The sequence below is a fragment of the Sodalis sp. dw_96 genome (assembly GCF_018449575.1).
In the GTDB taxonomy this organism is placed as follows: Bacteria; Pseudomonadota; Gammaproteobacteria; order Enterobacterales; family Enterobacteriaceae; genus Acerihabitans.
On the sequence record NZ_JAAVUT010000022.1, the window covers coordinates 22,827 to 47,211 of the forward strand.

The following is a 24,385-nucleotide window of genomic DNA, read 5'->3' on the forward strand; positions in this document are numbered from 1 at the left end:
ATGTTTAATGACCAAAGATCAAATGAAATAACGGGCTTTTATAGAAAATTTTTAGCTAACCATTTCCGGCAATGGCATAAGAAGAATTAAGTATATCTAATAAGATATCGTTTCTTCAGCCCGCCATAGGCTTACCCTATTATCCCGAGGATTATTAGTTCGTTAAATAAAAGTTCGTTAATTAGAAATTAAAATAATCATAATAATTAATTGGCAAGGCGTGGATTATCCAGCGGCACATAAGGATTGACGGGTTATGATCGTTCTGACGAACGTTTCTAAAATATTCAAAGATAATAATGTACCGATCGTCGCCGTCGATAATGTGAGCCTGCGGGTTGAGCGGGGCCAAATCTACGGCATTATCGGCTATAGCGGGGCCGGGAAAAGCACCCTCATCCGTTTACTCAACGGCCTGGAAAAGCCCAGCGCCGGATCGGTTTTAGTCGCAGGACAGGATATCGCCCGGGCCAGCGGTGAGAGCCTACGGCAGGCACGGCTTAAAATCAGCATGATTTTCCAGCATTTTAATTTGCTGTGGTCCCGGAGCGTCAGCGAAAATATTGCTTTTTCCATGCAGATTGCCGGCACGCCTAAAGCCGAAATCCGCCTGCGGGTGGCTGAACTTATCGCTCTGGTGGGGTTAGAGGGAAGGGAACATGCCTATCCCTCGCAGCTCAGCGGCGGACAAAAGCAGCGTGTAGGCATTGCCCGGGCGCTGGCCAACAACCCGGCGGTATTGTTATGCGACGAGGCCACCTCGGCCTTGGATCCTCAGACCACCGACGCCATTCTCGATTTATTGCTTGATATCAACCGCCGGCTGAATCTCACCATTGTGCTTATTACCCATGAAATGCACGTCGTGCGCAAGATTTGCGGGCGGGTGGCGGTGATGGATAACGGACGGGTGGTTGAAGAGGGAGAGGTCCTGAATGTTTTCACCCATCCGCAGCAGCCTATTACCCGGCAATTTGTCAAACAGGTTAGCCAATACCGGGATCCGGTGCCGGATTTAGCGCCGGAGCTGTTGCAAAATCTGCCCGGCGTGGTCTTGAAGCTGACGTTTATCGGCCTGAGCGTCAGGCAGCCGGTGGTGGGGGAGTTGACGTTGCGCTATCGACTGCCGTTTAACATCTTGCACGGTAATGTTACGCAAACCGCCAATGGTATCTTTGGCGAACTCTGGCTTCATGCGGTCATCGAACCCGGTCAGCTCGACAATATTCTGGCGGATCTCCGTCAAGATGACATCACCGCCGAGGTGATTGAACATGGCTGAACGGCTTTTATCACGTGCGTATCCCAATTGCTTCACCATCGGGGTGGCCCACTATGCTTGAGCATTTCTTTCCACATCTGCAGCTTGATCAATTATGGGCGGCCACCGCGGAGACCCTTTATATGACCGCGCTGTCGGGCATTGCCACCTTTGCGCTGGGAATCGCGCTGGGATTGGCGCTGTTCCTCACCGCCCGCGGCGGCCTGTTTCCCCACCCCTCCGCCTATAAGGTGATTTCGGCAGTGGTGAATGTGTTCCGTTCCATCCCGTTCATTATTTTGATCGTGCTGCTGATCCCGTTCACCAAGGTGCTTATTGGCACCATTCTGGGCGCCAACGCGGCTCTGCCCGCATTGATTGTCGGCGCAGCGCCATTTTACGCCCGGCTGGTGGAAATAGGACTGCGCGAAGTGGACAAAGGGGTCATCGAAGCATCCCGCGCCATGGGCGCCCGCGTCGGCACACTTATATTTCAGGTTTTACTGCCGGAGTCGTCACCCGCCCTGGTTTCCGGCATCACCGTCACCCTGATTGCGCTGGTGAGCTACAGCGCCATGGCCGGTGTTATCGGCGCCGGCGGATTGGGAAATCTGGCCTATCTGGAAGGATTCCAGCGTAACCACAACGACGTCACCCTGGTGGCGACACTGATGATTTTGATCATCGTGTTCGTCATTCAGTTATTGGGCGACGTCATCACCTCACTGCTTGATAAACGTTAAACAGACCGGGATAAACTATGAATAAAACCTTCACACTGCTGGCCGCCGCTACGCTTACCGCCCTCAGCCTGTCCGCTTCGGCCTGGGCGGATACACTCAGGGTGGGCGCATCCAATGTGCCCCACGCTGAAATTCTTGAGCAGGCAAAACCGATACTGGCGAAACAGGGTATCGACCTGGAGATAAAACCTTTCCAAGACTATATCCTGCCGAACACCGCTCTTGCCGACCATGACATTGATGCCAACTATTTTCAGCATGTGCCTTATCTTAATAGCGTGCTCAAGGATCATGCCGGAGATAAAAACTATGACTTCGTCAGCGCCGGGGCGATTCATATCGAGCCCATCGGCATCTATTCAAAACGCTATAAAAGCCTGAAGGATTTGCCGCAAAACGGCAAGGTGATCATGCGTGATTCGGTGGCGGAAGAGGGACGTATTTTGTCAATCTTCGAACGGGAAGGGGTGATCAAACTGAAACCGGGCGTCAGCAAGGTCGACGCACGGATAACCGATATCACCGATAACCCGAAACACCTGCAATTCCTGCCGAATATTGAAGGCTCGCTGTTGCCGCAGATGTATAAGAATGATGAAGGGGATGCGGTGGTTATCAACGCCAATTATGCCATCGATGCCGGCCTCAACCCGATAAAGGATCCCATTGCGGTTGAAAGCGGCAAAAATAACCCTTACGCCAATATTATCACCGTTCATCGGGGTGATGAGAACAAGCCGGATATCAAGGCGTTGGTGAAGGTTTTGCATTCCAAACCCATCCAGGACTTTATCCGCCAGAAATATAAAGGCGCGGTTATTCCGGTCAATGGTTAACTTAAGTGCCCCACAGCACGGCAGGCCCGCTATCACCAAGGGTGAAACCGAGCCTGTTAAAGGGAGACCGTGCTGATGGGGTCGAATCGGGCATGGTTTTTCTGCCCGACCGAGCGCCCCACAGCGCGGTAGGCCCGCGATCATCGGACGTGCAACGAACCCGTTAAAGGGAGACCGTGCTGATGGGGCCGAAGCGGGCGTGGTTTTCGCCCGTCCGAATGCCCCTCAGCGCGGTAGGCCCGCGATCATCGGACGTGCAACGAACCCGTTAAAGGGAGACCGTGCTGATGGGGCCGAAGCGGGCGTGGTTTTCGCCCGTCCGAATGCCCCTCAGCGCGGCCCGCCAGCACGGAAGCTTAAACCAGGCATTTGAACACACCGACGCAACGTTTTTACCAGCCCTTTACCGCGTCGCCGTGATAGATTTTATCCGCCGCCGCGGCCACTTCCTCGGTTTGGTAGGCTTTAACCAGATTTTTCACCTTGGCGCTGTCTTTATTATCATCCCTCGCCACGATCAAATTAACGTACGGCGAATCTTTATCCTCGATAAACAAACCGTCTTTATGGGGAGATAAACCGATTTGTGTGGAATAATTGGTATTAATGATCGCCAAATCCACCTTGCCGTCGTCCAGCGTACGCGGGAGCTGCGCCGCTTCAATTTCCACAATTTTAAGATGTTTGGGGTTATTGACGATATCCAGCGAGGTGGGTTGCAGACCGGTGCCGTTTTTCAACGAGATCAGACCGGTTTTTTGCAATAACAACAACGAGCGCCCGAGATTAGTGGGATCGTTGGGAATGGCCACCTGAGCGCCGTCCGGTATTTCGTCTACGGATTTGTATTTGCGTGAATACCCGGCAATGGGATAAACAAATGTCTTGCCCACCGCCGCGAGTTTATAACCGTGCTCTTTGATCTGCTGCGTCAGGTAGGGGCCGTGCTGGAATGCGTTGGCATCCGTATCGCCGGAATTCAGGGCCTCGTTGGGCAACACATAGTCGGTGAAGGTCACGGTTTCCACGTCCAGGTTGTACTTCTCTTTGGCCACTTTTTTCACCGCGTCCCATAACGGCCGATCGATGCCCGCGCTAACACCGACTTTAATATGGTTGGCGTCTTTATCGGCTTTATCGCAGGCGTTTAATGCCAGAGACACGGCAATAACGCCCGCCAGCGCCAGGCAATTTAATAGTGATGGCATAATAAGAAAACTCCGGAAAAATTATTTTATTTTGCCCCAGGGCAGTATATATCCTTAACGTTCAGGGTACCGCAAATCAAATTCTTTATATATTACCGATTGTGCATTAACTAATATCAAATAGTACTGTGTCATCGCCGTGATTAATATTAGAGCGGGACGCAATCGGTTGCCCAGGCCCGGTATCCGGCCTCTTAGCCCCTGGAGATCCTGCTTTGAGAAGAATAAAACCGCCCGGTATTTTGATTTCGCACAACTTGTATAAAAAAATTAATATTTGTGTTGCTTATGTTACGGCCATAGCGACTAACTTCACATAAATATAATTTTTACATCAATTAATACAATTGTAATGTTATTTCCACCATACTGTTTAACCAGTAGCCCATTTTAACCCGTAGCCTATTCCCCAGGTGATCAGCATGGTACAACTTTCTCTGTATAATCGGAGCACTAACTCACCCACCCTCCCAGCCTATCCCGACGATTTGGCACTGAGCGGACTGTTCTTGCAAAAGGCGGCGCTTAACAAGGCCCGTCCCGCCGTTATCACGCCACAACGGATTTTGCATTATGGCGAATTGGCGCGGGATGCCGTCTCGTTGGCGGCCTATCTGCGCCATGAGGGAGTGGGCGCATCCAGCACGGTGGGGATCCTGCTGCCCCCCGGCATTGAGCATATTACCTGCCAGGTGGCGATTTTACTGGCCGGCGGCTGTATTCTGCCGCTGGATCCGTTTTTGCCGGACGATCAACTGAATGGGGTATTGCGGGACTCGCTGGTTTCAATGACCATCACCGATGCCGCCACCCGTCGACGCGCATTGGCGACCCGCTATATTATTTTTGAACAAGTCGCGGTGGGGGACGGCAACGATCAGGATTTCGTGCCCCTGCGCCACGGTATATCCCAGCCCACCCACCGGTTTTATCGGTCGGATACTCAGAAAACAAGCCGGATTTACCCTCATGATATTTTTCATCTTGCCCTGGACTCGCGGCATGTGCGTTTTAGTCCAGATGATCGGGTAGCGGCTATCGCTCCCATGACCGCTGTGGCCTCACTGTTTGAAATCTGGGGTGCGCTGCTTAACGGCGCGACAACGGTCATCATGCCCGACAGCTGGGTTAACGATCCCCTCCGGTTTGAAACGGCCCTGCGGGAATTTGCCATCAGCATCCTGCGCGCGCCTGCCGCCATGTTCAATTTGCTCGCCAGCATCCGTCCCGAGTGTTTCGGCCAGTTGAATTATCTGCTGGTGGGCGGGGAATCGGTGAATGCGCACAGTATGCGGCGGGTATTGCAATACGGGCCGCCCCGGCATTTGCTTTATGGCGACGGCACCGATGCGGGAACCCGGCTGATGCTTGCCGAAAGCACGGAGCGTCAAATAATACGGTAAAGATCCCCTATCGGCCGCAGCGCGTTGTTTAAGGCCGCTGTTGCCAGAGTTGCAACATCTGGGCCTCCACCCGTGCGGGATCCTGCCTCATACTTTGCCAGACATCCAGGGCGCGCCTGTCCGCCATCACATGATTTCGCCCCTGCCGAATGCCTTCCAACGTCTGTTCGGCCACCTGTTCAGGGGAGACCTTGGCGCTGTCGATATGGGTGGTCATATCGGTATCGATAAATCCGGCGTAAACCCCGATAACCTGCGTTCCCTGGTCATGCAGCTGGATTCGCGCCCCATCGGTTACCGCCAGCGCGGCATGCTTGGAGGCGCCGTAAGTGGCATTCAGCGGCGAGGTAAACCAGCTTACCACCGACAGCATATTAACGATGGCGCCGCCGCCGTTAACGGCCAAAACCGGCGCGAACGCGGTGATCATCCGCAGCACGCCGTAAACATTCACTTCCATTTCCCGCCGCATGGCGTCTTCGGCGCCTTCCGCCAGCATGGGACTTTGCAGCAGAATGCCGGCATTATTGATAAGCAGATTGATATCCGGACACTGCCGCGCCGCGGCCACGACATCCCCCTGGGAAGTCACATCCAGTTTTAGCGCGATAATCCGCGGGTCGGTGATGGCAATACTGTCGGGATCCCGTGCCGCCGCATAAACTTTTGCCGCGCCCGCCGCCAGCAGCGCCTGGGTATAGGCTTTGCCGAGGCCCCGGTTCGCCCCGGTGACCAAAGCAATGCTACCTTCTACTTTCATGGCGATTTTCTCCTATCCCACATGCATAAGCGTTAATAAGGTGGTGATGATAATAATACTGATAAAAACCGAGATGGAACCGGTAAAACTGGAGACAGAGCCGAACTTGCTGCCTCTGGCGGTAAAGACCGGCGCCAGGGACGAAACCGGCGCAAATACGGTTACCGCCAAAACCTGACGAATTTCCAACGGTAACGGTGTGCAAAAATAAAACAGCGCCGCGAACAGCGCGCCGGCGCTGTAACGCAGCACCAACACTTTATAGACACTTCTCAGCTGCGCCCTGTCGATATTGATTTCCAGCATCATGCCGATGATAAGCATCGCGATAAACGGATTGGCATTGCCTACCATGGTGGTGAGAATAGTCACCTGGCTCGGCAGATGGTAGCCGAACAGGGCGGCTATCAGCAGTAAGACATACACATCGAAAGGAATGGAGGAGAACAGGCGCTGAAAGGTGCTTTTTAATCCGGTACTGGTGCCGATGGCGTTTGACGCGGCAACGTAGCTGCCGCCGGTACAGATGATTGAGTTGCCTGCATCGAACAGGCAGGTGGCGACAATACCCACTGGTCCCAAAAAGCTTTGCACATAGGGCAGGGTAAAGCAGCCGATGTTATAGCCGGGTGAATTGATCATATAAAAGACTTTCGTATCGTTGTCCCGTTTCCGGCTTAACATAAATCCGGCTAACAACAACAGAATATTGCAGGTAAAACCGATAACCACCAGGATCAGCATGGAATGATCCACATTAAAACTGGAGAAGCCGTTGATGACCGCCGCCGGCAGGGTGAGATTCATCATGATTTTCGACAGGCCGATACTATCGGATACCTGTAGCACCCGGTACTTTTTTAAAAGATAACCCACCACAATAATCAGAAAAAAAGAAAATGCTTTTATAAGAACATCAATCATGTGCATCGTCCGGAGAATGTCCGACATGTTGACCTGTCGGTTCTTTCCACCTGGTAGGGATAACTCGTCATGATATTTATCATACCATTACAAGATGTAAGCGGTGCACAAATTTCAACCTAAGATAAAGAGACCTCGATTTGGGCAATATTATTGATTTGCCGAGAATTAAGCACGGTTTCAGAAAATCCTTGCCGGGCCAGATTCAGCATGGCCAGCCCCATTACCTCGGTGGTTAAAATAAAACCGGGACACAGGGGACGTATAAGCGACAGCAGCGGGGTGAGAAAGCGGTAAATATTTCGATAAAGAGGGGTTTTGGACACCGCGCCGTGCCGGGGCAATATGATGCCGGGACGAAGTATATAAACGCTTTTGAACCCCAGTGCGCGTAAAGCATTTTCAGTGCCGCCCCGGACCCGTTCCCACATGGTGCGGCTTTTGCCGGTGCTGTCGGCGCCGGAACCGGATAAATAAACAAAGGTCATCGATGGATTCAGCTTAACCAGCGCCGTGGCGGCGGCCAGGGTCATTTCATGGGTTATCCGGGTGTATTCCTGCTCGCTCATGCCCATAGAACTGACGCCGAGGCAAAAAAAGCAGGCGTCAAGACCGCTGAGCCTGGGGGCTAAGGCGTCATAATGCAGCAGATCTTCATGAATGAGGGATTGCAGCTTAAAATGCTGAACGGTGGGGGCCGAACGGCCCACCGCAACCACCGATATGACATCTTCCGCCCGCAGGCATTCCCTTAATACGCCCTGGCCCACCATGCCGGTGGCTCCCCAGATAATGACTTTCATGCCTTGTTCTCCGCCGGCCTAAGCCGATGACGTAACCGGCTGACGCCGGCTACGTTATTAATAAATGAGTGATTACTCAATTATATGCGGTGTAAGGTTTAACGCAAGTAATTCAGCCAAAGGCTCAGCGCCAGCCGCCGGACGCGGAGATCCGTTCGCCGGTCAGCCAGGCCGCGTCGTCGGATGCCAGGAATACCGCCACTTTGGCGATATCCGTCGGCTGTCCGAATCGGCCCAGCGGCGTCTGAGCCACTATGGTTTTTTCAAATTCGCTGCCCACCACGCCAACAGCCGTGGCGCCTTCCGTTTCCACCCCCCCCGGCGCAATGGAATTGACCCGGATATGTCTGGCGCCCAGCTCCCGCGACAACTCTATGGTGAGGGTATCGATAGCGCCCTTGGTGGCGGAATAGATGGCGGAACCCGCCGTTGGGTTGGTGCTGACCACCGAACTGATATTGATAATGCTGCCCCCTTGCGGGCCGAAATATTTAAGCGCCTCCTGAACGGCTAAAAAAGTCCCGAGCACGTTGATATTAAACTCCCGATGAAATTCCGCTTCGGTGGCCTCTTCGATGGAATCGAACTGGAATACTCCGGCATTGTTCACCAAAATGTCCGGCGCGCCGAACACATCTTTGGCGGTGAGAAAAAGCTGACGCACGTCCGCGGATTTAGCCACATCCCCCTGTACCGCCACGGCTTTGCCGCCGTTGGCGACGATGTCCGCCACCACCCGATCGGCGCCTTCCCTGCTGGAGGCATAATTCACCACCACCGATGCCCCTGCGGCGGCAAGAGCTTTGGCGATGGCGGCACCGATGCCTTTGGATGCGCCGGTGACGATAGCAATTTTATCTGTAAGTTGACCCATGTGCGGCTCCGGATAGTGAGTGTAAGTACATTAGTTCGGTTTTTTCGAACTAGTATAGTTCGTAAAATATGAACTAATGGACTCTTTGTCAATACTCTGTTATAAATATTTCATGAGACCTATAGTTCATCCCGCAGCCAGTGATATTACCGTCGAGGGCATCCTCCATGCCTTGGCTGATCCCGTTCGTGCCCGGATTTTTGTGGAAATCGCCCGGGCTGGCTGTCCGCAAACCTGCTCGGCATTCCTGGAAGTCAGTGACCGTGTCGTGCCCAAATCCACTCTGTCGCAGCACTTCAAGGTGCTGAGGGAGGCCGGGCTTATCCGCAGCGTGCGCAAGGGCGTGGAGATGTACAATATGCCGCGCGATGACGATCTGCATGAGCGGTTCGGCACGCTGATTACCGCGATTATCGAGGCCCATACCGCGCAGTACCAACGGGCGAGATTGGCGGACAATGGGGTCGGCAAGCAAACCGATACCGACGGCCCGCCGGAAAGTCGCCCTGCCGAGGGGTAACGCCAGGGTGGCCGCGCCTCTCCTGGCCGCGTTTGCTCCAGGCGACATGAGTTATTAATCTTTTATTTATATCAAAAGATATATTCCTTCCCCCATCCTGATTAAGCTTGTCATAGCCCACATATTCGAGTTGCAAGAAAGCCAACGCATCTTCAACTTGAAGTATTACGGGTATATTCATTCATCTCATGGCTGTAATGATATATACCCTCATTACTCACAGGTAATGACCTGCATATAACAGGTCCCGGCGAGGATTTTTTGACATGGATAATGTTTCCAAAACAAATAATGACATAAAGCATAGATTTACCGTAGTGCCCTGTGCCGACGGATTAACTGATAAATCAGGCGCTAAGACAAACACGAAACTGGCCGGCGAGTTGGTTAAGGCCACTAATGACAGCCTTGCCGCCGCAAACGTAAAGGTAAATGCGCAGCGCAAACATATGCCTGTTGCCCTGATGTATGGATTCGTCGGGGTGCGGGATCTTGCACAGACAAACGATGTTCATAAAATCACCGTCGATCTGCTAAACAGAGCGCTTATGCTATCTCATGGAAACTTATCCCACGCTAAACTCATTGAAACTCAAAAGGGTATAAAGGTCAGAGATAGCGCGGTGGTGCAGTTGGCCAAGGTGACGCGTATCGATGATGGCATTGCCGGACAGCTGCTTCACTCCTGGTCGGCATACCTTAAGAACTCATATGATTTTATTTCAATACAGTCGGCCTTGAAAAGAAGATTTGCTAAACGCACTCAATCAAAGTGCGACAATTTAAAATACCTTGCCATCAAAAATTACGCCCTGGAATCGAAAATAACCTCAGCAACCATTGCAGGTGCAATGTTTATATTTGATAAGTTTGACAGGTTCGGCGACGAAGAAGGCTTTAAAGCCCTGGAACGTTTACAATCACCCCAAAAAGAACAGATTGCAGGGATCGTCGGCAGTATGTTTTTCAGAAGAACGTCCAAGCTGGGGCTCCTTTGGAGCAAAGAAAATGATATTCCGGTTTATTTTGATATGGACTTTACTCATAAACAGGCATTTAAAAAACTCCGCAATACCTATCAGCCCATTACTTTTTCCGAATATAAATATTATAAAAAATATCGTTTCGACAATGTCACTGAACGGCGGTTCTTTAGCCAAGAACCGCCGTTTTATCTTCAGTGTTTGGGAAGAAAGTAACTTTGTGAATATCCTCTGGGGTATACGTAAACAAATCGTCATAATTGGTTGTTAGCCAGATATGCCGGCTGTCGGCTATGATATGCGGCATTAATCGCTTAACATTCAATCACAATGGTTTAGTGGGAAAAATATGGAAAAGCCAACCGACCCGGCTCTATCGAACGTTAAATCTCCGCTCGTTGATCATTTGCGGTTCCACCGGCGCAATCACCACCTTGCCGCGCCGTTCGGCAACGGCTGGTTTGCCCGCAAGGCGGAAGCGTTCGCGCGTTTCTTTGGCACGCCGATGTTTTTAGGCGCGCAAACCTTTATTGTTATTGCCTGGATCGTGGTGAATGTCTCGGGATTGGCCAAGTTCGATCTTTATCCGTTTATCCTGTTGAACCTGGCCTTCAGTTTACAGTCGGCCTATGCCGCGCCGTTGATATTGCTGGCGCAGACGCGCCAGGCTGAGCGGGATAAGGCCAATGCCGATGCCGATGCCCAGCATAGGGAGGCGTTGGCGGTGGCCAATGCACAGCGTCAGGAGCTGTCGGCGCAAACCTCCGCCCAGATGATGGCCCTGTTGGAACAAAATACCGAGCTGACGACGATGACCAAACAGCTTAGTGAACGTATTGAAATCCTGGCGGCCGAATTGCACGAAAAGCTGCTGCAAAAAGCGTCGTCGTAACGGGGTTGATACACTCTTTTTTCGTTTGCGCCTGGCAAGGCGCTGCCGCAATTCATGGGAACCAGCATGGCATTCACCATCGCGGGAGATGTCATGAAAATACGCATTTCCCATCAGCATGGGGAAACCGGCATAGTGCTTAAGTTCCCCATGGCGAGATTGTCTTCCTCCGCATTTCTCTTCTTCTTCAATCTAAACAGATTGCAATAGAGTATTTTCTGCAAGTCTCCCAATTGTTACCGTGCTAATTTCGACCAAATGATTTTGGAGTAAGCGATGGGGCAACATTGGCGCCAGAGGAGCGAAGATGTCAGTAATAAATATAAATACAGCCCGAATAACCATCATGGCGGAAACAATTGCAGGTATCGGCACTGAACGGGCGAGATCCGACGCAAATTCCCTCCACGGCATTATGGAACATATTGTAAATCTTCTGACTTGCGGCTATGTGCGCAGGCAGCGCGCGGTACAATATGATGAGTTTACCCAGGCGTTGTCCACTGCTCTTAATAGCACCTGCTCATTGGACGAGGCTTTTCGCATTCCGCAAAAACTCATCGTTGATTATGCCGGCTATACCGTCACCTTCATGCTACCGGGCGAAAACCATAATGAAACCGGCCTCGCCACCCTCCAGGTGAGCAAAAAAGGAAAAAGTATCGAATCATCGGTGGAAAAAAATACCTACTGCCGTATTTGCACCGTTTTGCTGATACGACAGCGGTTTGGTCTTTCCCACTCATCCATCACCTTAACGGAGAGAGGGCTGATGGATATGAGAGGGGCTAATTTGAGCAGGGCGGACTTGAGCGGGGCTGATATGCGCGAGGCCGATCTGAGCGGCGCTGACATGAGCGAGTCCAACCTCAGCAAGGCTGATCTGAGCGGGGCCGACCTGGGCAACGCCATTTTGTGGAACACTGATCTTACCGAGACTCTTCTGGCCGGGGCTAACCTGAGCAATGCCAATCTGAGCGGAGCTAAACTCTATGGGGCCGACCTGAGCAATCTTTCACGGCAAGGTCCGTTGCTTTACCTCCCTCTTTGGAATGCAATCAATATAAAGTTCTTCCTTGATCATAAGGCTAACGGTAGGGACAGCAGCCTGCTGACCATGATGGACAGCATTGATGAACGGTATGCTGACGTTAAATTACAGATGGCCCGTGAACTGATAGATTCGTTACAAGGCGCCAAGGTTTCGAGCGTGGCACCGCTGCTGATGGATGTCCTGTCCAAAACTCCTTATAACGGTGATGCCGGCATGACCGCCTGGCTGGATACGGTTTGCCATCGCTACCTCAATCAATATGATGCCGAAGCCTTGCCGCAGTTGAGTGAGGACAGGCTTAAACAGGTTGCGGACCTGTTCTTATGCCAGCCGGAACGGATGTTTTCTCATAATAGCGCATTTATCCAGTTGGTTGCCCAAGGGATGAAGACGGGCGATGGTGCTATCAAGGCAAGCATGACCCGGCTGTATGATGGCTACCTGAATCATGAAAAAGTAAGGCCGTATGTCGTATTGGATGACTTTGGTATTTACGGCGCCCAGCGGCCTGACTGGACGGATGAAAACGCCGCGAATTACATACTCTTCCCATCTCGACCCGAGGGGCCTGTTATGCTGCTCTCAGCGCATACCCTTAGAAGCATGTTGGAACCGGACCCCCTTACGCCGGTATGGGATCGTTTTTTCCTCTATAACCAGCAGGGGGAAAATCTGCAACCGAGCGATCACCCTCTGGAAACGCTGTTCGGTGACGATTTCAGGCTTTTTTGGGCGTCTTATCGCTTTGCGGAAAAGTTCGCCAGCTTTGCCAAATTGCTTGAGACATTACAACTTGGGAACCGGCGGACGTTATTTCTCTCGGCAACGCGTGTTAAAACGTCGGGGGTTAAGCTGGTGGACCAGGCAAGCCATGAAGAGCTGCGTAAAATATTCAGTCCGACACTGGCCTATTCAACGGATTCCGGCGACTATAGCCTTACCCGCGCGCACTATGACGAAATTTTGGTGACCTATGACCTCTCCCGGGCCAGTGATAATCATAAGGCCAAAACGCTGCTGACCCTGGCGGCGGTATTCAACAAATATTCCTCCAAAGCGATTTTTGGCACAGAGTCTGAATCCCCGGAAATGCTCAGACGTTATGCTTATGCATTGATGGAAAAAGCCTATGCCCTTGATGCGGGAGTGTTTAAGGGCGAAAAGGAAAATGAGTTTGCCAACTGGAGAAACCGCCTGCTGGGCCTGGATGGCGCCTTTAGTTGCAGTTCAGATTTATCTATTAGAATGCTCGCTTATATCCGTGAAAATTTCCCTGACGTTTTGGCAGATATCATGCCGCCGGCATGGAGCTGAAGGCTTCGGGCACGATACTTTTAACTGGCATTTCCTATTTTGGGGACAAGAAAATAAATTTCCTTGCCTAGGATTCTCCGATGGTCGCCCCTTTTTACGATATCGTTCAGTCCGCCGCCATGCCCAATTTTAGCTTTTTGTCCTGGTGGCTTATTTGCGGCGGGGGGATTCCATTTTTTCGTCAGCCTTTCAAGACATTCACGCCGGCAGGCCGATGACCCGCAGGCTGCGCACCCCTTGGGCGCCCCTAATCAACACGCCTTCAATATCGGCGGTGGCGGAAGGGCCGGACATCAGCACCGAGTATCGCGCGGTCAAAAATTCTTCCCGCTGGTAGGCTATGTGAAGATTTGGCACGATATCCGCCACCGGCAGCAGCACCACCAGATGCTGCGCCAGATAACCCAGCGCATTCACCCGGCATTCCGCTTCGCTCAGCCAGATGGAGCCGGTTTCCGCCACGCCGAACCTGGCCTGGACGATGCCGACATCCACAAGATTCACCGCGCCGGCGGGGGTATCCGGCCCGATGGACAAATCCCCTTTTATGCCCTCCACCGCCGAACAAAATATGCCACCGGCAGGAAACAGTCCGCGAATATAGTCAGACAGCGCCGCATAGTCCGTCGGACCACCCTCCGTGGGCGCATTGAGCCGGCTCTCATCCCAAATGCCGCCCATGATGGCCAATGAGGCGCCGAAGGCTTCCGGCGTCGCCGGATAAAGCTCGGCAAAGTCGGGCAGCGCCGGACGGGTCACCGGCGTCAAAGCATGGTTGCGCACGGCGCGCAGAATCTCATCACGATCGCTCATCATTTTTTCCTGTTCTCCAAATACCAGCGGTGAAAACTCTGGCGCGGCGAGGCCGGTATCTCCCGGGCCTCACCCCAGGCGTTCAGGGGATTATAAAGCAGGATGCGCGGCAGTTTCGGCACCACGGCGTTGGCGGTATCCACCACCGCCCGGTACAGGGCCGGGCTGGCGAGTATCTTGCCGGCGGCTCTCATGGCGCTTTTTTTGGCGAAGGGCAGCTCGTTATTGCGGGCAACGATTTCACGCCATTTATAAATCTGTTCGTGAATATTGATCCTCACCGGACAGACCTGGGTGCAACTGCCGTTCAGCGTTGAGGCGAACGGCAGGGTACTGTATTTTTTCAGATCCATGGTGGGATTGATAATGGCGCCGATGGGGCCGGAATAGACGGCGCCATAGCTGATGCCGCCGCTGCGACGGTACACCGGGCAGGTGTTCATGCAGGCGCTGCAACGGATGCATTTTAGCGAATACCAGAAATCCTCCATCGCCAGCCGCGCGCTGCGGCCGTTATCCACCAGGATGTAATGCATCTCTCCTCCCCGGCGCGGGGCTCGGAAGTGGGAGGTGTATTGGGTAATGGGCGAGCCGAGGGCACTGCGGGACAGCAAACGGATAAACACCCCCAGATCCGCCATGGCGGGCACCATTTTTTCAATGCCGATGGACACCAGGTGCAAATTCGGCACGTTGGCGCTTAAATCCGCATTGCCTTCATTGGTGCAGACGGTGACGGTGCCGGTCTCGGCGACGGCAAAGTTGCAGCCGGTCATGCCCGCCTCGGCCCGCAGTATGTACGGGCGGGTTTTATCCCGCTGCTGCCCGGCGAGATAATGCGGATCGGCATTGTTCGGATCGGTGCCCAGGGTATCGGCGAACACCCGGGCCACATCGATGGAGAGCTTATGCACCGCCGGCACCACAATATGGCTGGGCATCTCATTGTCCAGTTGTTGGATGCGCTCCCCCAAATCGGTTTCTATGACCTCAATGCCCCGCGCGTCCAGATAAGGCCGCATATCGCACTCTTCCGTCAGCATCGATTTGCTTTTAACCAGGGTTTTAACGCCGTGGGCCTTGAGAATCTCATGGACGATATGGTTATGCGCCGCCGCATCCTTGGCCCAGTGGACCTTTACCCCGTTGGCCAGGGCCTTGCGTTCGAACATCTCCAGATAAAAATCGAGATGAGTGAGGGTATGTTCTTTGATTTGTGAGGCGAGAGTGCGCAGCTGCTGCCATTCCGGATGGGCCTTCATCTGGGCGTCGCGCAGCTGGCGCAGGCTCCAGAGCCGCTGATCGAGGAAAGTCTGGTGTTTTTCACTGGACAAGAATTCCCGCGAGCCTTTGACGTGATCAATTGCTTTCATAACGGTCTCCGGGCCGGGGATCAGGCATGCGCGCCATTGAGGATCTGCGCGATATGCATAAATTTAAGATTCGCGCCCATACGCTGCGCACAGCCTTTCTGGTGCATCAGACACGACATATCCGCCGAAACGATATATTCGGCGCCGGCATCTTTGTGATCGTTGACTTTGTCATATCCCATCTTGGCCGAGACCGGCGCTTCGGTCACGCTGAAGGTGCCGCCGAAACCGCAGCATTCGTCGGGGCGGCGGGGATGGGCGAACTGAATGTCTTTCACCGCGCTCAATAGCGCCAGGGGTTTGGAAAACGGCGGCTGGTCAATTTCCGATACCGAGGCGTGACCCAGGGCGCGCAAGGCGGTACAGCTATTGTGCAAACCGACCTTGTGAGGAAACGCGGCCCAGGGGAATGTCTTTACCTGCAGGACATCATGCAGAAAGTCCACCAGCTCATAGGTGTTACGGCGAACCTGCCGCACTTCATCGGTTTGTTCGATGGCGTCCAGATGATCCCGCACATGATGGACACAGCTGGCGGACGGGGCCACGATATGATCGTAACCGCTGAAGTTACGCACGAACAGAGCCTCGCACCCTGCGGCGTCGCGCTGGCAGCCGCTATTGGACATGGGCTGTCCGCAGCAGGTTTGTGTCAGGGGATAATCGACGTCGCAGTCCAGACGTTCCAACAGTTCCAGCGTGGCGATGCCCACCTCGGGGAAATAGGCATCGATGAAGCAGGGGATAAATAAGGCGATTTTCATAGGACGGCACATCTCCCTGGTATACCTTTCATTCCCGCAAGCGGGGCAGGGGCGTTTCGGCAACGGCTGTTGCCGTGATTATTGCCCCCCGCCCGCTGTATTTGTGTGATTTATGCCTGATATTGCAGGTAAACCACATGGGTTTGCAGGTATTCCTCCAGGCCGTGCCGGCCGTCGGCGCCGCCGATGCCCGATTTACGCCACCCGGCGTGAAAACCCTGCATCGCCTCGAAATTCTCGCGGTTGATGTAGGTTTCGCCGAATTTCAGTTTTTTCATGGCCACCATGGCGGTATTCAGATCGGTGGTATAAATCGACGAGGTCAGGCCGAACTCGCAGTCATTGGCCATGGCGATGGCTTCAGACAGGGTGCGGAAGGTGCTGATCGGCAGTACCGGACCGAAGGTTTCCTCGTGCATGATGTCCATTTCCTGCTGCACATCCACTAGCAGTGTCGGCTGGAAGAAATAGCCCTTGCCTTCGGCGCGTTTGCCTCCCAACACCAGCTTTGCCCCTTGAGACACCGCTTTGTCCACCTTTTCCTGTACGCTTTGCAGCGCGGCGGCTTCAATCAGCGGTCCCATATCCAGCTGTTTCTCTTTGGCCGGATCGCCAAATTTTACCTGTTTGAAGGCCGCGGTCAGCCGGGAGATAAATTCGTCTTTGATCTGTTCCTGCACATAGACACGTTCGGCGCAGTTACAGACCTGACCGGTATTGATAATGCGGGAATCGACAATACTTTTCACCGCCAGGTCCAAATCCGCATCGGCCATCACAATGGCGGGTGCCTTGCCCCCCAGTTCCAACGACACTTTAGTGATGTTTTTTGCCGCCGCCGCCATGGTTTGCTCACCCGCCGCCACGCTGCCGGTCAGGCTGACCATGCCGACTTTGGGATTGGCCGCCAGTTCCTGGCCCACCACCGATCCACGGCCGGTAACCAGGTTGAACACCCCTTTAGGTAGACCCACTTCATGCACAATTTGCGCGAAGACAATGGCGTTATTGGGCGTCAGCTGGCTGGGTTTAACCACAATGGTATTGCCGGTGATCAGCGCCGGCGCCGCCTTGCGGGCTATTAGGAAGAACGGGAAGTTCCAGGGCAAAATACCGGTGGTAACGCCGATGGCTTTTTTAAACACCAGGATATGTTCGTTACGCCGATCGCTTTGCACGATCTCACCTTCATAGCGCCGCGCCCATTCGGCCATGTAATCAAGATAATCGGCGGTAAACAGCACCTCGGTATTGGCCAGCCCCTGGGTTTTCCCGCCCTCTGCGACAATAATGGCGGTCAGTTCCTCTTCCCTGCGCCGGATGCCGGCGGCAATCTTATGCAGCCACTGGCCCCGTTCCTGGGCCGGCAGCGCTTCCCAATCGTTTTGCGCCGCCTCTGCGGCATTGATGGCCCTGCGTACTTCCTCTACCCCGGCATCGGGAATTTGGGATATCACCTCCTCGGTAGCGGGATTGATCACATCAATCCACTTATTGCCGGGGCTGGAAACGAACTCACCGTTTATATAAAGTTGTTGCTGTTTTATGGTCATTGCTGCAACTCCATTAATGATATGTAGGTTAATTGTTGCATACAAAAAGCAGTATTACCCCGCCGCCGGGGATATTGCAATGGCGGATAGTCATATAGATAGTCATGTAAAAGGGGGGCGGCGTTTCCAGACACCGTGGCGGAAAACAGCAGGACGATAGGCTATAGGGGATAATGCAATTCATTGAAGATATTATGAATAATCAGCCTATTGCTTTATTATGGCGGAATTTTCAAGGCAGGGAATGCTCTAACGGGTGTGCGGAACTCCAAAGCCCAACCCTTAATTATAGTCTGCCCAGGGGGAGTGGCCTTGGTTATATTGCCATCGTTAGGTTTGGAATGACCATCACAGGAAGATGGATGTGATTGGCTTCACGGAAATACAATTTATTGCGGAAGATTCAAACCAGAAGTTAAAGGACTGCCAGGAATAATTTTGGATGAATAAAAATAATTTTATGTTGAAATTTTGAACGGGCTCAAAATTTTTCCGCGCAATGGCAAGTGTTGGAAGGGCAATAAATCAATCATCGGCCATGCCCGGTTGCCAAATAATCCAAAATAATTCCGATAATACTTAAGCTATTTTACAGTCTGGTAAGTGAAGCTTACTATGGCGCATCCGTTTCTCCGTGAGTCCATCAAGTGGATAGACAAAAAAGATCGGTCCTGCATATGGATTTGCGGCGACTGATACTTATTCTGGCTGTAATGAGCGCATTGATAACCTTGAGTAATGCTTTCTTTGCCACCTATAAAGTACAGCGGCAACTGCTGATCGATGGTACCCTCGAAGCTAATCGGGTGTACGCCGCCAAACTGGCGGACACCACCAATCTGTTTTTTGAAAGCATCGACCACCAGTTGGCCTATAGCTCCGCCATACTCTCCACCGGGTTTGATAACCCCAACCTGCTGCAAGCTGAAGCCCAGCGTTTGTTGTTGCAAACCAACAGCTTCAACTCCGTCGCCGTGGTGGACGCCGATGGGGTGGTATTGGCCACCTCTCCCGATTCCATTCAGATAAAAGGCCGAAAGCTGACGAGCCCTGGGGCGATTCAGGCGCTGCGGGTTCGTTCAGCGAAAATCAGCGAACCCTATATTTCAGTGACGGGTAATTTAGTCATCTTTATCTCTTCGCCCATTTTCAGCGAGGGCGGCACCTATTTGGGCTATGTCGGCGGCACCATTTACCTTAAGCAAAAAAGTATTTTGAATGAATTACTGGGGCAAAATTTTCATGCCGCAAATATATATACCTATGTAATAAACGATGAACAAAAAATCATCTATCACGATGATGCCGCCCGCGTCGGCCAACCGATGGCGCACGGCGGACTTAGTGAAGCAATGCGGCGGCGGGACAGCGGCAGTTTGCAGGAGGTCAACCGATCGGGAATCGATATCCTGGCGGGCTTTGCCAGAGAGCCGCTGTCCCATTGGTCCATCATCACCATCAGGACGACGGATAACACCTTGATGTCACTGCAAGGCCTGATGTTAAGCGTGTTACACCGGACCTTGCCGCTGACTCTGCTGACGTTGACGGCGGCCTGGCTGTTTGCACGTTTGATCTCTAAGCCTCTATGGCTGTTGGCCCGCAGCGCAAACGATATGGACCGGACCGGTATTTCCGAGGATATCACCCGCATTCCCTCTTGGTATTTTGAAGTGGCGCAGCTTAAGCGCGCCATGCTGGTGGGCATCGGCCTGTTGCAGCAAAGAATCGGTACGCTGAATACCGAGGCGCAAACGGACCCGCTCACCGGGTTGCTTAATCGACGTGGAATGTCCCTGACCCTGGATGCCCTTTCGGCGGCTAAACAGAACTTCGCGGCCATCGCCCTTGATATCGACATGTTCAAACAAGTGAATGATACCTACGGTCACGATGTGGGCGATGAGGTGATTAAATTTTTGGCGCAACAGCTGCGCGCCTGCTCCCGTGAGGACGATATTGTGTGCCGCAGCGGAGGAGAGGAGTTTTTGATGCTGTTGCCCGATACGCCGAGGGGTAGCGCCGCTGAAATCGCCGAACGTCTGCGCAGCACTATCGCGGCGGCGGATTTCCCAACGGTGGGGCAGGTGTCTATTTCCGCCGGGGTGGCTCTATGGACCCCGGAGACGGGAAACCCGGAGCAGGCGCTTAAACAGGCCGACGACGCGCTGTACCGGGCAAAAGCGCAAGGCCGCAACCGGGTGGTGGTGGCCTGAAGCCGGGTTAAATGGTTTTGAGCTTTTCCAGCGACGCAATGGCCTTTGAGGGCACGAATTCGGTTACTTTGTAATTTGCCACGGCATTAAAGGGATCGGACGACAGAACGGTATTGAGTTCAGAACGGTCCATGCTTTTAGTGAAAATGATCCCGCCGTTGCGAGGCACTTTGCGTCCGGACGCAACAAACACGCCGGCGGCATAAAACTCATTTAGCCAGGCTATATGGGCTTCCAAAAGCTCTTCAACCTTTTCAATCGGTTCCTCATAGGTCAACTCAACGATGAACATCAGCAACTCCTGTATGTATTGGCTGTGCGATAAGAATAAACGTTTGTGTCATTCTGTGAAGCAGGCAATTCTTATATTATCCCGTATTCTCCACTAGCGGCCGCCGTTATCCCTCATCCTTTTAACCCCTCCAACGCTGTCAGTAATTCAGCAGGATAGTTTCAGTGGTTTCCGTTATGCTTAACGATACGCATCGACGGATTTTTCGATTAAAACAAGGTATTTAGGGGAATTGAATGGATAGCCCATACCCATTAACCAAAACGCGGGCCATTATTTTATTCACCCTAATGTTAATGGGGGCCTTCCTGCTTATCAGCTGGAGCAGCTATGAGGTGGCGCGGCGGTCGCTGAATAATGAAATTGAAGAAAACACCTTGCCCCTGACCAGTGATAATGTCTACTCGGAAATCCAGCAAGACCTGCTAAGACCCATATTTATCTCATCGCTGATGGCCCATGATACCTTCGTCCGCGACTGGGTGTTGGATCATGAAAAGGATCCGGACGCCATGATCCGTTATCTTGGTGAGATCGATCGCCGCTTCGACACCATCTTTTCATTTTTCGTTTCCGATAAAACCGATCGTTATTACGATCCCAGACGGGTACTCGAAACGGTGTCCGAGAAGGCGAGACGGGATCGATGGTATTTCCAGGCTAAAGGTCTGCCCGCCGATAAACCCTATTTTATCGATGTTCGTCCGGACCCGGAACAGCATACCCACCTGGACGTCTTCGTTAACCATAAAGTCCAGGATTATCAGGGAAACTTTATCGGTCTTACCGGTATCGGCATTTCGGTGGAAAAAGTGAAGGTGCTGATTGAAAAATATGAACAGCGCTATAACCGGACCATTTATTTTGTCGATAAAAGCGGTCAGGTGGTCCTTCACGGACAATCCTTTAACCGGGCGATGAATATCCGGCAACAACCCGGATTGGGTCCGTTGACCACCGCGATTCTCACCGTTCCCGGCGGAAGTTATCAATACCGGGACCGAGGCCGCCAGGTACTGCTCAATACCCGTCTATTACCGGAATTCGATTGGTATTTGATGGTGGAACAAAGGGACCATCCCTTGCAACGGGTGCTGTATATCACGCTGCTGAAGAACCTGGGCATCGGCGTTGTCGTCAGCCTGATATTTCTATTGTTGTTGTGGCTGACCATCGGCGGCTATCAGCGCCGGCTGGAGCAGATGGCCACCACGGATAAACTCACCGGCGTCATGAACCGACAGGCATTCGAACTCAGCTTCCAGCGTATGAGCGGGTCTTCTTTTCAACAGGATAATCCGGTGGCACTGGCGATAATCGATATCGATCATTTCAAACCCATCAATGATTATCACGGCCATGGCATCGGCGACAGAGTTATACAGCACATCGCCGGAATCATTCAGGCTTCCCTGCGGCGCGCCGAAAGTCTGTGCCGTTGGGGGGGTGATGAATTCCTGCTATTGATGCCGGAGTGCGACGGCGCCCAGGCCCTGGCGCGGATGGAAACCTTGTCCAGGCTGATTGAACAATCGCCGTTGATTTCCAATGGCAACACGATCCCTGTCACCGTAAGCTGCGGCGTGGCGGAACGCCAAGGCAAAGAGGGGGTGGATGCATTGATCAACCGTGCGGATATCGCTTTATATCAGGCCAAACGGCATGGGCGTAATCGCGCCGAAAAGCGGGATGGTTAGATCAGTTAGACAACGAGCGACCCGCGATGGGTGCGATATTCAGATTGGTCATGGGATCACATAAATATATTGCTGGTCCTATTTAGGCTGTTATTAATGATGTGTATTTTAATTATATTCTCTCATCCTGTTATCCAGATTATTTTTTGCCTATATGGTTTAAAAATTGTTGTCTTTTGGTAGAAATATGTCATTTAAAATGTGAGTGAAAATTGATATAAATTTATTTCAGCTGACTTGCATTGTCTGTTTTTGATTTATTTAGCTAAACGTTAGCTATCCTAAATCATTTAATAATACACAATCCAAATGCATCTAATAACATTTAAATCAAAATTAGAAACTGAGTTTTATTGATAACTCTATTTCTAAAATTATCAGGGAGAGATATATGAATAGCGGCGGATGTTGCGGCGGCAGTAGGGGAAGTTCGTCTTCAGGATGCAGCAGCGCCCGAGGCAGCGGTTGCGGAAACAAGGGGCCTAGCGGTGGCGGTTGCTCGGGTCCGGGCCGCTGTATTTCGGCAAGCAACCGGTCAGGGGGTGGTCCAAGCCACTCAAGCGGCCCGGGCTATCATGGCAGCAGCAATGGGTCCCATTATAACAGTACTCCTCCCCGGAGTGCCTCAGCGGAAAGGCGAGATCGCGAAGCCGCTGAAAGAGCGCGGCAGGCTAAGGAAGAAGCAAAACGGCAGGAAGCAGAGCGGCGGCGTATTGAAGCGGAAAGGAAGCGGGAAGAAAGGGATCGCCTGGAAAAAGAACGGCATGAGCGATGGCTGGCGGAGCAGGAGGCTAAACGTAAAGAAGCGGAAGAAGCCGCCAAAACCCCTACCCAAAGACGCGAGGAACGCGTTCAGCAAATCGTCGCGACGTTACAACAAGAGCGGGCGCAAAAGCAGGCGAGAATTCAACAGCAAGCAATGCAATTCTCTGAAATGCGCAAGGAAAAGAGTAAATTAGCCCTTGCGGAGTGCCTTGCCAAGGCTGAAAAAAAGCGTAACGATAAGCATGAGAATTGCCTGCAATTATTGGCAGTTCAAAATAAAGAAAAGATCGCATCACGTGATGCGGCATGCATGCAGCTGCAGGCGGAACGTAAAGAGCGCGACAGGGTTTGCGAGGCGTCGGCGCTGAAATTGTCGGCGGAACGAAATGAACGGGCCAAGGCCAACGAGGCAAAAGCTCAGGAACTGCGGGCGGCAGATAAGGCTCTTAAGGAGGCGCGCTTTCAGCAGCAGGCGCAACCTCACGCAACGCCAATAGCCCCTGTGACCCAGTGTCGGCCATCAGCCCAACAAACCACACAAACCGGATTGACCAATAATGCGTTATCCACCGCATCCCCCGCGTCAGCCGCCGGGCCCGCGGTTGGCGGCCTGCTCACCGCGGCGGCCAGGGGCGGGCAATTGGCCATCGATGCCTGTGCCAAAAACCCCGCCTGCCAGAATAATATCATGGGACGTTTTTTAAACGGATTGTTCGGTGCCGGCGCGTCGGCTAACGCTGTTTCGTCCTTAAACAAAACTCAGCAGACTAATATCACGCTGGCCCTGATGTATGGCGGTACGCATCCGGATACGCTGGCTAACCTGTCATCAGTGGAAAGGACCGCTTATGACAGGTTGATTGCCGACAGCAAAGATAGTAAGTTCAATATATTGCCCATTCCGTGGAACGACCCCACCGAGGGTAAGCTGGTTAATCCGGTTGTCGATCGGGTTGGTGAACTGTCGCTCAGCACGCCGGATCAGCGCGAAGAGCAGGGAGCAAGCCATACCGGCGAGAAAGGTAGTGCGCCGGAGACGGTTATAGGGACGACGGAGACGCCGATTCCGGCGGGACTGGATTCTGATAGTTTAGCCTATTTGGCTCTAAAAGGGGCTGAAGCTCGGGAAGCGGCTGGAAAGCTAGGATATAATCGAAGAATACCTCCTCAGAAAGCTCCATTTGATTCCCATGGACAGCCGGTGTTTTCCAATGGTAAAAATTACATCACGCCTGACGTGGATAGCCATAATGTCACCAATGGGTGGAAAATGTTTGATCATAAAGGAGAACGATCGGGAACCTTTGACCAAAGCTTAAACAAAATTAAGGATTGAT

General features: G+C 52.5%; 22 protein-coding genes. 11 read left to right on the forward strand and 11 right to left on the reverse strand.

Annotated features, from left to right (window positions below; translation table 11 throughout):
* Positions 1–256: 256 nt before the first annotated feature.
* Genes HB631_RS22485 through HB631_RS22495 form a run of 3 tightly spaced genes read left to right on the forward strand, consistent with a single transcriptional unit; the run spans position 257 to position 2,840 of the window.
* The gene (locus tag HB631_RS22485) at positions 257–1,282 is read left to right on the forward strand and encodes a methionine ABC transporter ATP-binding protein (RefSeq protein WP_213993408.1); all 1,026 of its coding nucleotides are present in this window, start codon (positions 257–259) and stop codon (positions 1,280–1,282) included.
* 53 nt (positions 1,283–1,335) lie between these two features.
* Positions 1,336–2,004 (forward strand): methionine ABC transporter permease, encoded by a 669-nt coding sequence (locus HB631_RS22490; RefSeq protein ID WP_213993409.1) that lies wholly within the window; start codon positions 1,336–1,338, stop codon positions 2,002–2,004.
* A 17-nt stretch (positions 2,005–2,021) separates the two neighbouring features.
* A complete protein-coding gene (locus HB631_RS22495; protein WP_213993410.1) occupies positions 2,022–2,840 on the forward strand; it encodes a MetQ/NlpA family ABC transporter substrate-binding protein in 819 nt (272 codons plus the stop codon).
* A gap of 392 nt (positions 2,841–3,232) precedes the next feature.
* On the opposite strand, the gene metQ is transcribed toward HB631_RS22495, so the two are convergent.
* Positions 3,233–4,048: a methionine ABC transporter substrate-binding lipoprotein MetQ gene (gene metQ, locus HB631_RS22500; protein WP_213993411.1), complete on the reverse strand. Its 816-nt coding sequence runs from the start codon at positions 4,046–4,048 to the stop codon at positions 3,233–3,235.
* 422 nt (positions 4,049–4,470) lie between these two features.
* On the opposite strand from metQ, the gene HB631_RS22505 reads away from it, so the two are divergent.
* Positions 4,471–5,451: an AMP-binding protein gene (locus HB631_RS22505; protein ID WP_213993412.1), complete on the forward strand. Its 981-nt coding sequence runs from the start codon at positions 4,471–4,473 to the stop codon at positions 5,449–5,451.
* A gap of 28 nt (positions 5,452–5,479) precedes the next feature.
* Here HB631_RS22505 and HB631_RS22510 read toward each other — a convergent pair whose 3' ends face one another.
* From HB631_RS22510 to HB631_RS22525, 4 genes are all read right to left on the reverse strand, one after another.
* Positions 5,480–6,211, reverse strand: coding sequence for an SDR family oxidoreductase (locus HB631_RS22510; protein ID WP_213993413.1), 732 nt, complete (start codon positions 6,209–6,211; stop codon positions 5,480–5,482).
* Between the two features lie 12 nt (positions 6,212–6,223).
* A complete protein-coding gene (locus tag HB631_RS22515) occupies positions 6,224–7,135 on the reverse strand; it encodes an AEC family transporter (protein ID WP_213993414.1) in 912 nt (303 codons plus the stop codon).
* A 119-nt stretch (positions 7,136–7,254) separates the two neighbouring features.
* Positions 7,255–7,938: an NAD(P)H-binding protein gene (locus HB631_RS22520; protein ID WP_213993415.1), complete on the reverse strand. Its 684-nt coding sequence runs from the start codon at positions 7,936–7,938 to the stop codon at positions 7,255–7,257.
* Positions 7,939–8,062: 124 nt separating this feature from the next.
* Entirely contained in the window at positions 8,063–8,812 is a 750-nt protein-coding gene (locus HB631_RS22525) for a glucose 1-dehydrogenase (RefSeq protein WP_213993416.1), read from the reverse strand.
* Positions 8,813–8,924: 112 nt separating this feature from the next.
* On the opposite strand from HB631_RS22525, the gene HB631_RS22530 reads away from it, so the two are divergent.
* From HB631_RS22530 to HB631_RS22545, 4 genes are all read left to right on the forward strand, one after another.
* Positions 8,925–9,332: a helix-turn-helix domain-containing protein gene (locus tag HB631_RS22530; protein ID WP_213993417.1), complete on the forward strand. Its 408-nt coding sequence runs from the start codon at positions 8,925–8,927 to the stop codon at positions 9,330–9,332.
* A 266-nt stretch (positions 9,333–9,598) separates the two neighbouring features.
* Positions 9,599–10,531, forward strand: coding sequence for a hypothetical protein (locus HB631_RS22535; protein ID WP_213993418.1), 933 nt, complete (start codon positions 9,599–9,601; stop codon positions 10,529–10,531).
* Positions 10,532–10,664: 133 nt separating this feature from the next.
* Positions 10,665–11,207, forward strand: coding sequence for a DUF1003 domain-containing protein (locus HB631_RS22540; RefSeq protein WP_213993419.1), 543 nt, complete (start codon positions 10,665–10,667; stop codon positions 11,205–11,207).
* 346 nt (positions 11,208–11,553) lie between these two features.
* On the forward strand, positions 11,554–13,575 hold the full coding sequence (locus HB631_RS22545) for a pentapeptide repeat-containing protein (protein WP_213993420.1): 2,022 nt from the start codon (positions 11,554–11,556) through the stop codon (positions 13,573–13,575).
* Positions 13,576–13,773: 198 nt separating this feature from the next.
* On the opposite strand, the gene HB631_RS22550 is transcribed toward HB631_RS22545, so the two are convergent.
* The 4 genes from HB631_RS22550 to aldA form a co-directional block, all read right to left on the reverse strand.
* Positions 13,774–14,391, reverse strand: coding sequence for an LUD domain-containing protein (locus tag HB631_RS22550; RefSeq protein WP_213993421.1), 618 nt, complete (start codon positions 14,389–14,391; stop codon positions 13,774–13,776).
* Positions 14,388–15,761 carry a lactate utilization protein B gene (locus HB631_RS22555; protein ID WP_213993422.1) on the reverse strand — a complete coding sequence of 458 codons (1,374 nt, stop codon included), beginning with the start codon at positions 15,759–15,761 and terminating at the stop codon, positions 14,388–14,390. The genes HB631_RS22550 and HB631_RS22555 overlap by 4 nt, the downstream gene beginning before the upstream one ends.
* A gap of 20 nt (positions 15,762–15,781) precedes the next feature.
* Complete coding sequence (locus HB631_RS22560; protein WP_213993423.1) at positions 15,782–16,525, reverse strand: (Fe-S)-binding protein; 744 nt, start codon at positions 16,523–16,525, stop codon at positions 15,782–15,784.
* Between the two features lie 110 nt (positions 16,526–16,635).
* Positions 16,636–18,078 (reverse strand): aldehyde dehydrogenase, encoded by a 1,443-nt coding sequence (gene aldA, locus HB631_RS22565; protein WP_213993424.1) that lies wholly within the window; start codon positions 18,076–18,078, stop codon positions 16,636–16,638.
* Between the two features lie 677 nt (positions 18,079–18,755).
* Between aldA and HB631_RS22570 the strand changes: the two genes are divergently transcribed.
* Positions 18,756–20,294, forward strand: a complete 1,539-nt coding sequence (locus tag HB631_RS22570) for a sensor domain-containing diguanylate cyclase (RefSeq protein ID WP_255557223.1) — start codon at positions 18,756–18,758, stop codon at positions 20,292–20,294.
* Positions 20,295–20,301: 7 nt separating this feature from the next.
* Here the strand turns inward: HB631_RS22570 and HB631_RS22575 are convergent, their stop codons facing one another.
* Positions 20,302–20,586: a YciI family protein gene (locus HB631_RS22575; RefSeq protein WP_213993425.1), complete on the reverse strand. Its 285-nt coding sequence runs from the start codon at positions 20,584–20,586 to the stop codon at positions 20,302–20,304.
* Positions 20,587–20,822: 236 nt separating this feature from the next.
* On the opposite strand from HB631_RS22575, the gene HB631_RS22580 reads away from it, so the two are divergent.
* Entirely contained in the window at positions 20,823–22,283 is a 1,461-nt protein-coding gene (locus tag HB631_RS22580; RefSeq protein ID WP_213993426.1) for a sensor domain-containing diguanylate cyclase, read from the forward strand.
* Positions 22,284–22,908: 625 nt separating this feature from the next.
* On the opposite strand, the gene HB631_RS27150 is transcribed toward HB631_RS22580, so the two are convergent.
* On the reverse strand, positions 22,909–23,142 hold the full coding sequence (locus HB631_RS27150; RefSeq protein ID WP_255557218.1) for a hypothetical protein: 234 nt from the start codon (positions 23,140–23,142) through the stop codon (positions 22,909–22,911).
* 60 nt (positions 23,143–23,202) lie between these two features.
* On the opposite strand from HB631_RS27150, the gene HB631_RS27235 reads away from it, so the two are divergent.
* Positions 23,203–24,384, forward strand: a complete 1,182-nt coding sequence (locus HB631_RS27235; RefSeq protein WP_275955698.1) for a toxin C-terminal domain-containing protein — start codon at positions 23,203–23,205, stop codon at positions 24,382–24,384.
* Position 24,385: the final 1 nt, after the last annotated feature.

Coding starts and splice junctions, on each gene's coding strand:
- HB631_RS22540 (WP_213993419.1), top strand. CDS start 10,665: ATGGAAAAGCCAACCGACCCGGCTCTATCGAACGTTAAATCTCCGCTC.
- HB631_RS22520 (WP_213993415.1), bottom strand. CDS start 7,938: ATGAAAGTCATTATCTGGGGAGCCACCGGCATGGTGGGCCAGGGCGTA.
- HB631_RS22550 (WP_213993421.1), bottom strand. CDS start 14,391: ATGATGAGCGATCGTGATGAGATTCTGCGCGCCGTGCGCAACCATGCT.
- HB631_RS22485 (WP_213993408.1), top strand. CDS start 257: ATGATCGTTCTGACGAACGTTTCTAAAATATTCAAAGATAATAATGTA.
- HB631_RS22505 (WP_213993412.1), top strand. CDS start 4,471: ATGGTACAACTTTCTCTGTATAATCGGAGCACTAACTCACCCACCCTC.
- HB631_RS22515 (WP_213993414.1), bottom strand. CDS start 7,135: ATGATTGATGTTCTTATAAAAGCATTTTCTTTTTTTCTGATTATTGTG.
- HB631_RS22570 (WP_255557223.1), top strand. CDS start 18,756: ATGGATTTGCGGCGACTGATACTTATTCTGGCTGTAATGAGCGCATTG.
- HB631_RS22530 (WP_213993417.1), top strand. CDS start 8,925: ATGAGACCTATAGTTCATCCCGCAGCCAGTGATATTACCGTCGAGGGC.
- HB631_RS22535 (WP_213993418.1), top strand. CDS start 9,599: ATGGATAATGTTTCCAAAACAAATAATGACATAAAGCATAGATTTACC.
- HB631_RS22545 (WP_213993420.1), top strand. CDS start 11,554: ATGGCGGAAACAATTGCAGGTATCGGCACTGAACGGGCGAGATCCGAC.
- HB631_RS22510 (WP_213993413.1), bottom strand. CDS start 6,211: ATGAAAGTAGAAGGTAGCATTGCTTTGGTCACCGGGGCGAACCGGGGC.
- HB631_RS22560 (WP_213993423.1), bottom strand. CDS start 16,525: ATGAAAATCGCCTTATTTATCCCCTGCTTCATCGATGCCTATTTCCCC.
- HB631_RS27235 (WP_275955698.1), top strand. CDS start 23,203: ATGCAATTCTCTGAAATGCGCAAGGAAAAGAGTAAATTAGCCCTTGCG.
- metQ (WP_213993411.1), bottom strand. CDS start 4,048: ATGCCATCACTATTAAATTGCCTGGCGCTGGCGGGCGTTATTGCCGTG.
- HB631_RS22575 (WP_213993425.1), bottom strand. CDS start 20,586: ATGTTCATCGTTGAGTTGACCTATGAGGAACCGATTGAAAAGGTTGAA.
- HB631_RS22525 (WP_213993416.1), bottom strand. CDS start 8,812: ATGGGTCAACTTACAGATAAAATTGCTATCGTCACCGGCGCATCCAAA.
- aldA (WP_213993424.1), bottom strand. CDS start 18,078: ATGACCATAAAACAGCAACAACTTTATATAAACGGTGAGTTCGTTTCC.
- HB631_RS22490 (WP_213993409.1), top strand. CDS start 1,336: ATGCTTGAGCATTTCTTTCCACATCTGCAGCTTGATCAATTATGGGCG.
- HB631_RS22555 (WP_213993422.1), bottom strand. CDS start 15,761: ATGAAAGCAATTGATCACGTCAAAGGCTCGCGGGAATTCTTGTCCAGT.
- HB631_RS22580 (WP_213993426.1), top strand. CDS start 20,823: ATGGATAGCCCATACCCATTAACCAAAACGCGGGCCATTATTTTATTC.
- HB631_RS22495 (WP_213993410.1), top strand. CDS start 2,022: ATGAATAAAACCTTCACACTGCTGGCCGCCGCTACGCTTACCGCCCTC.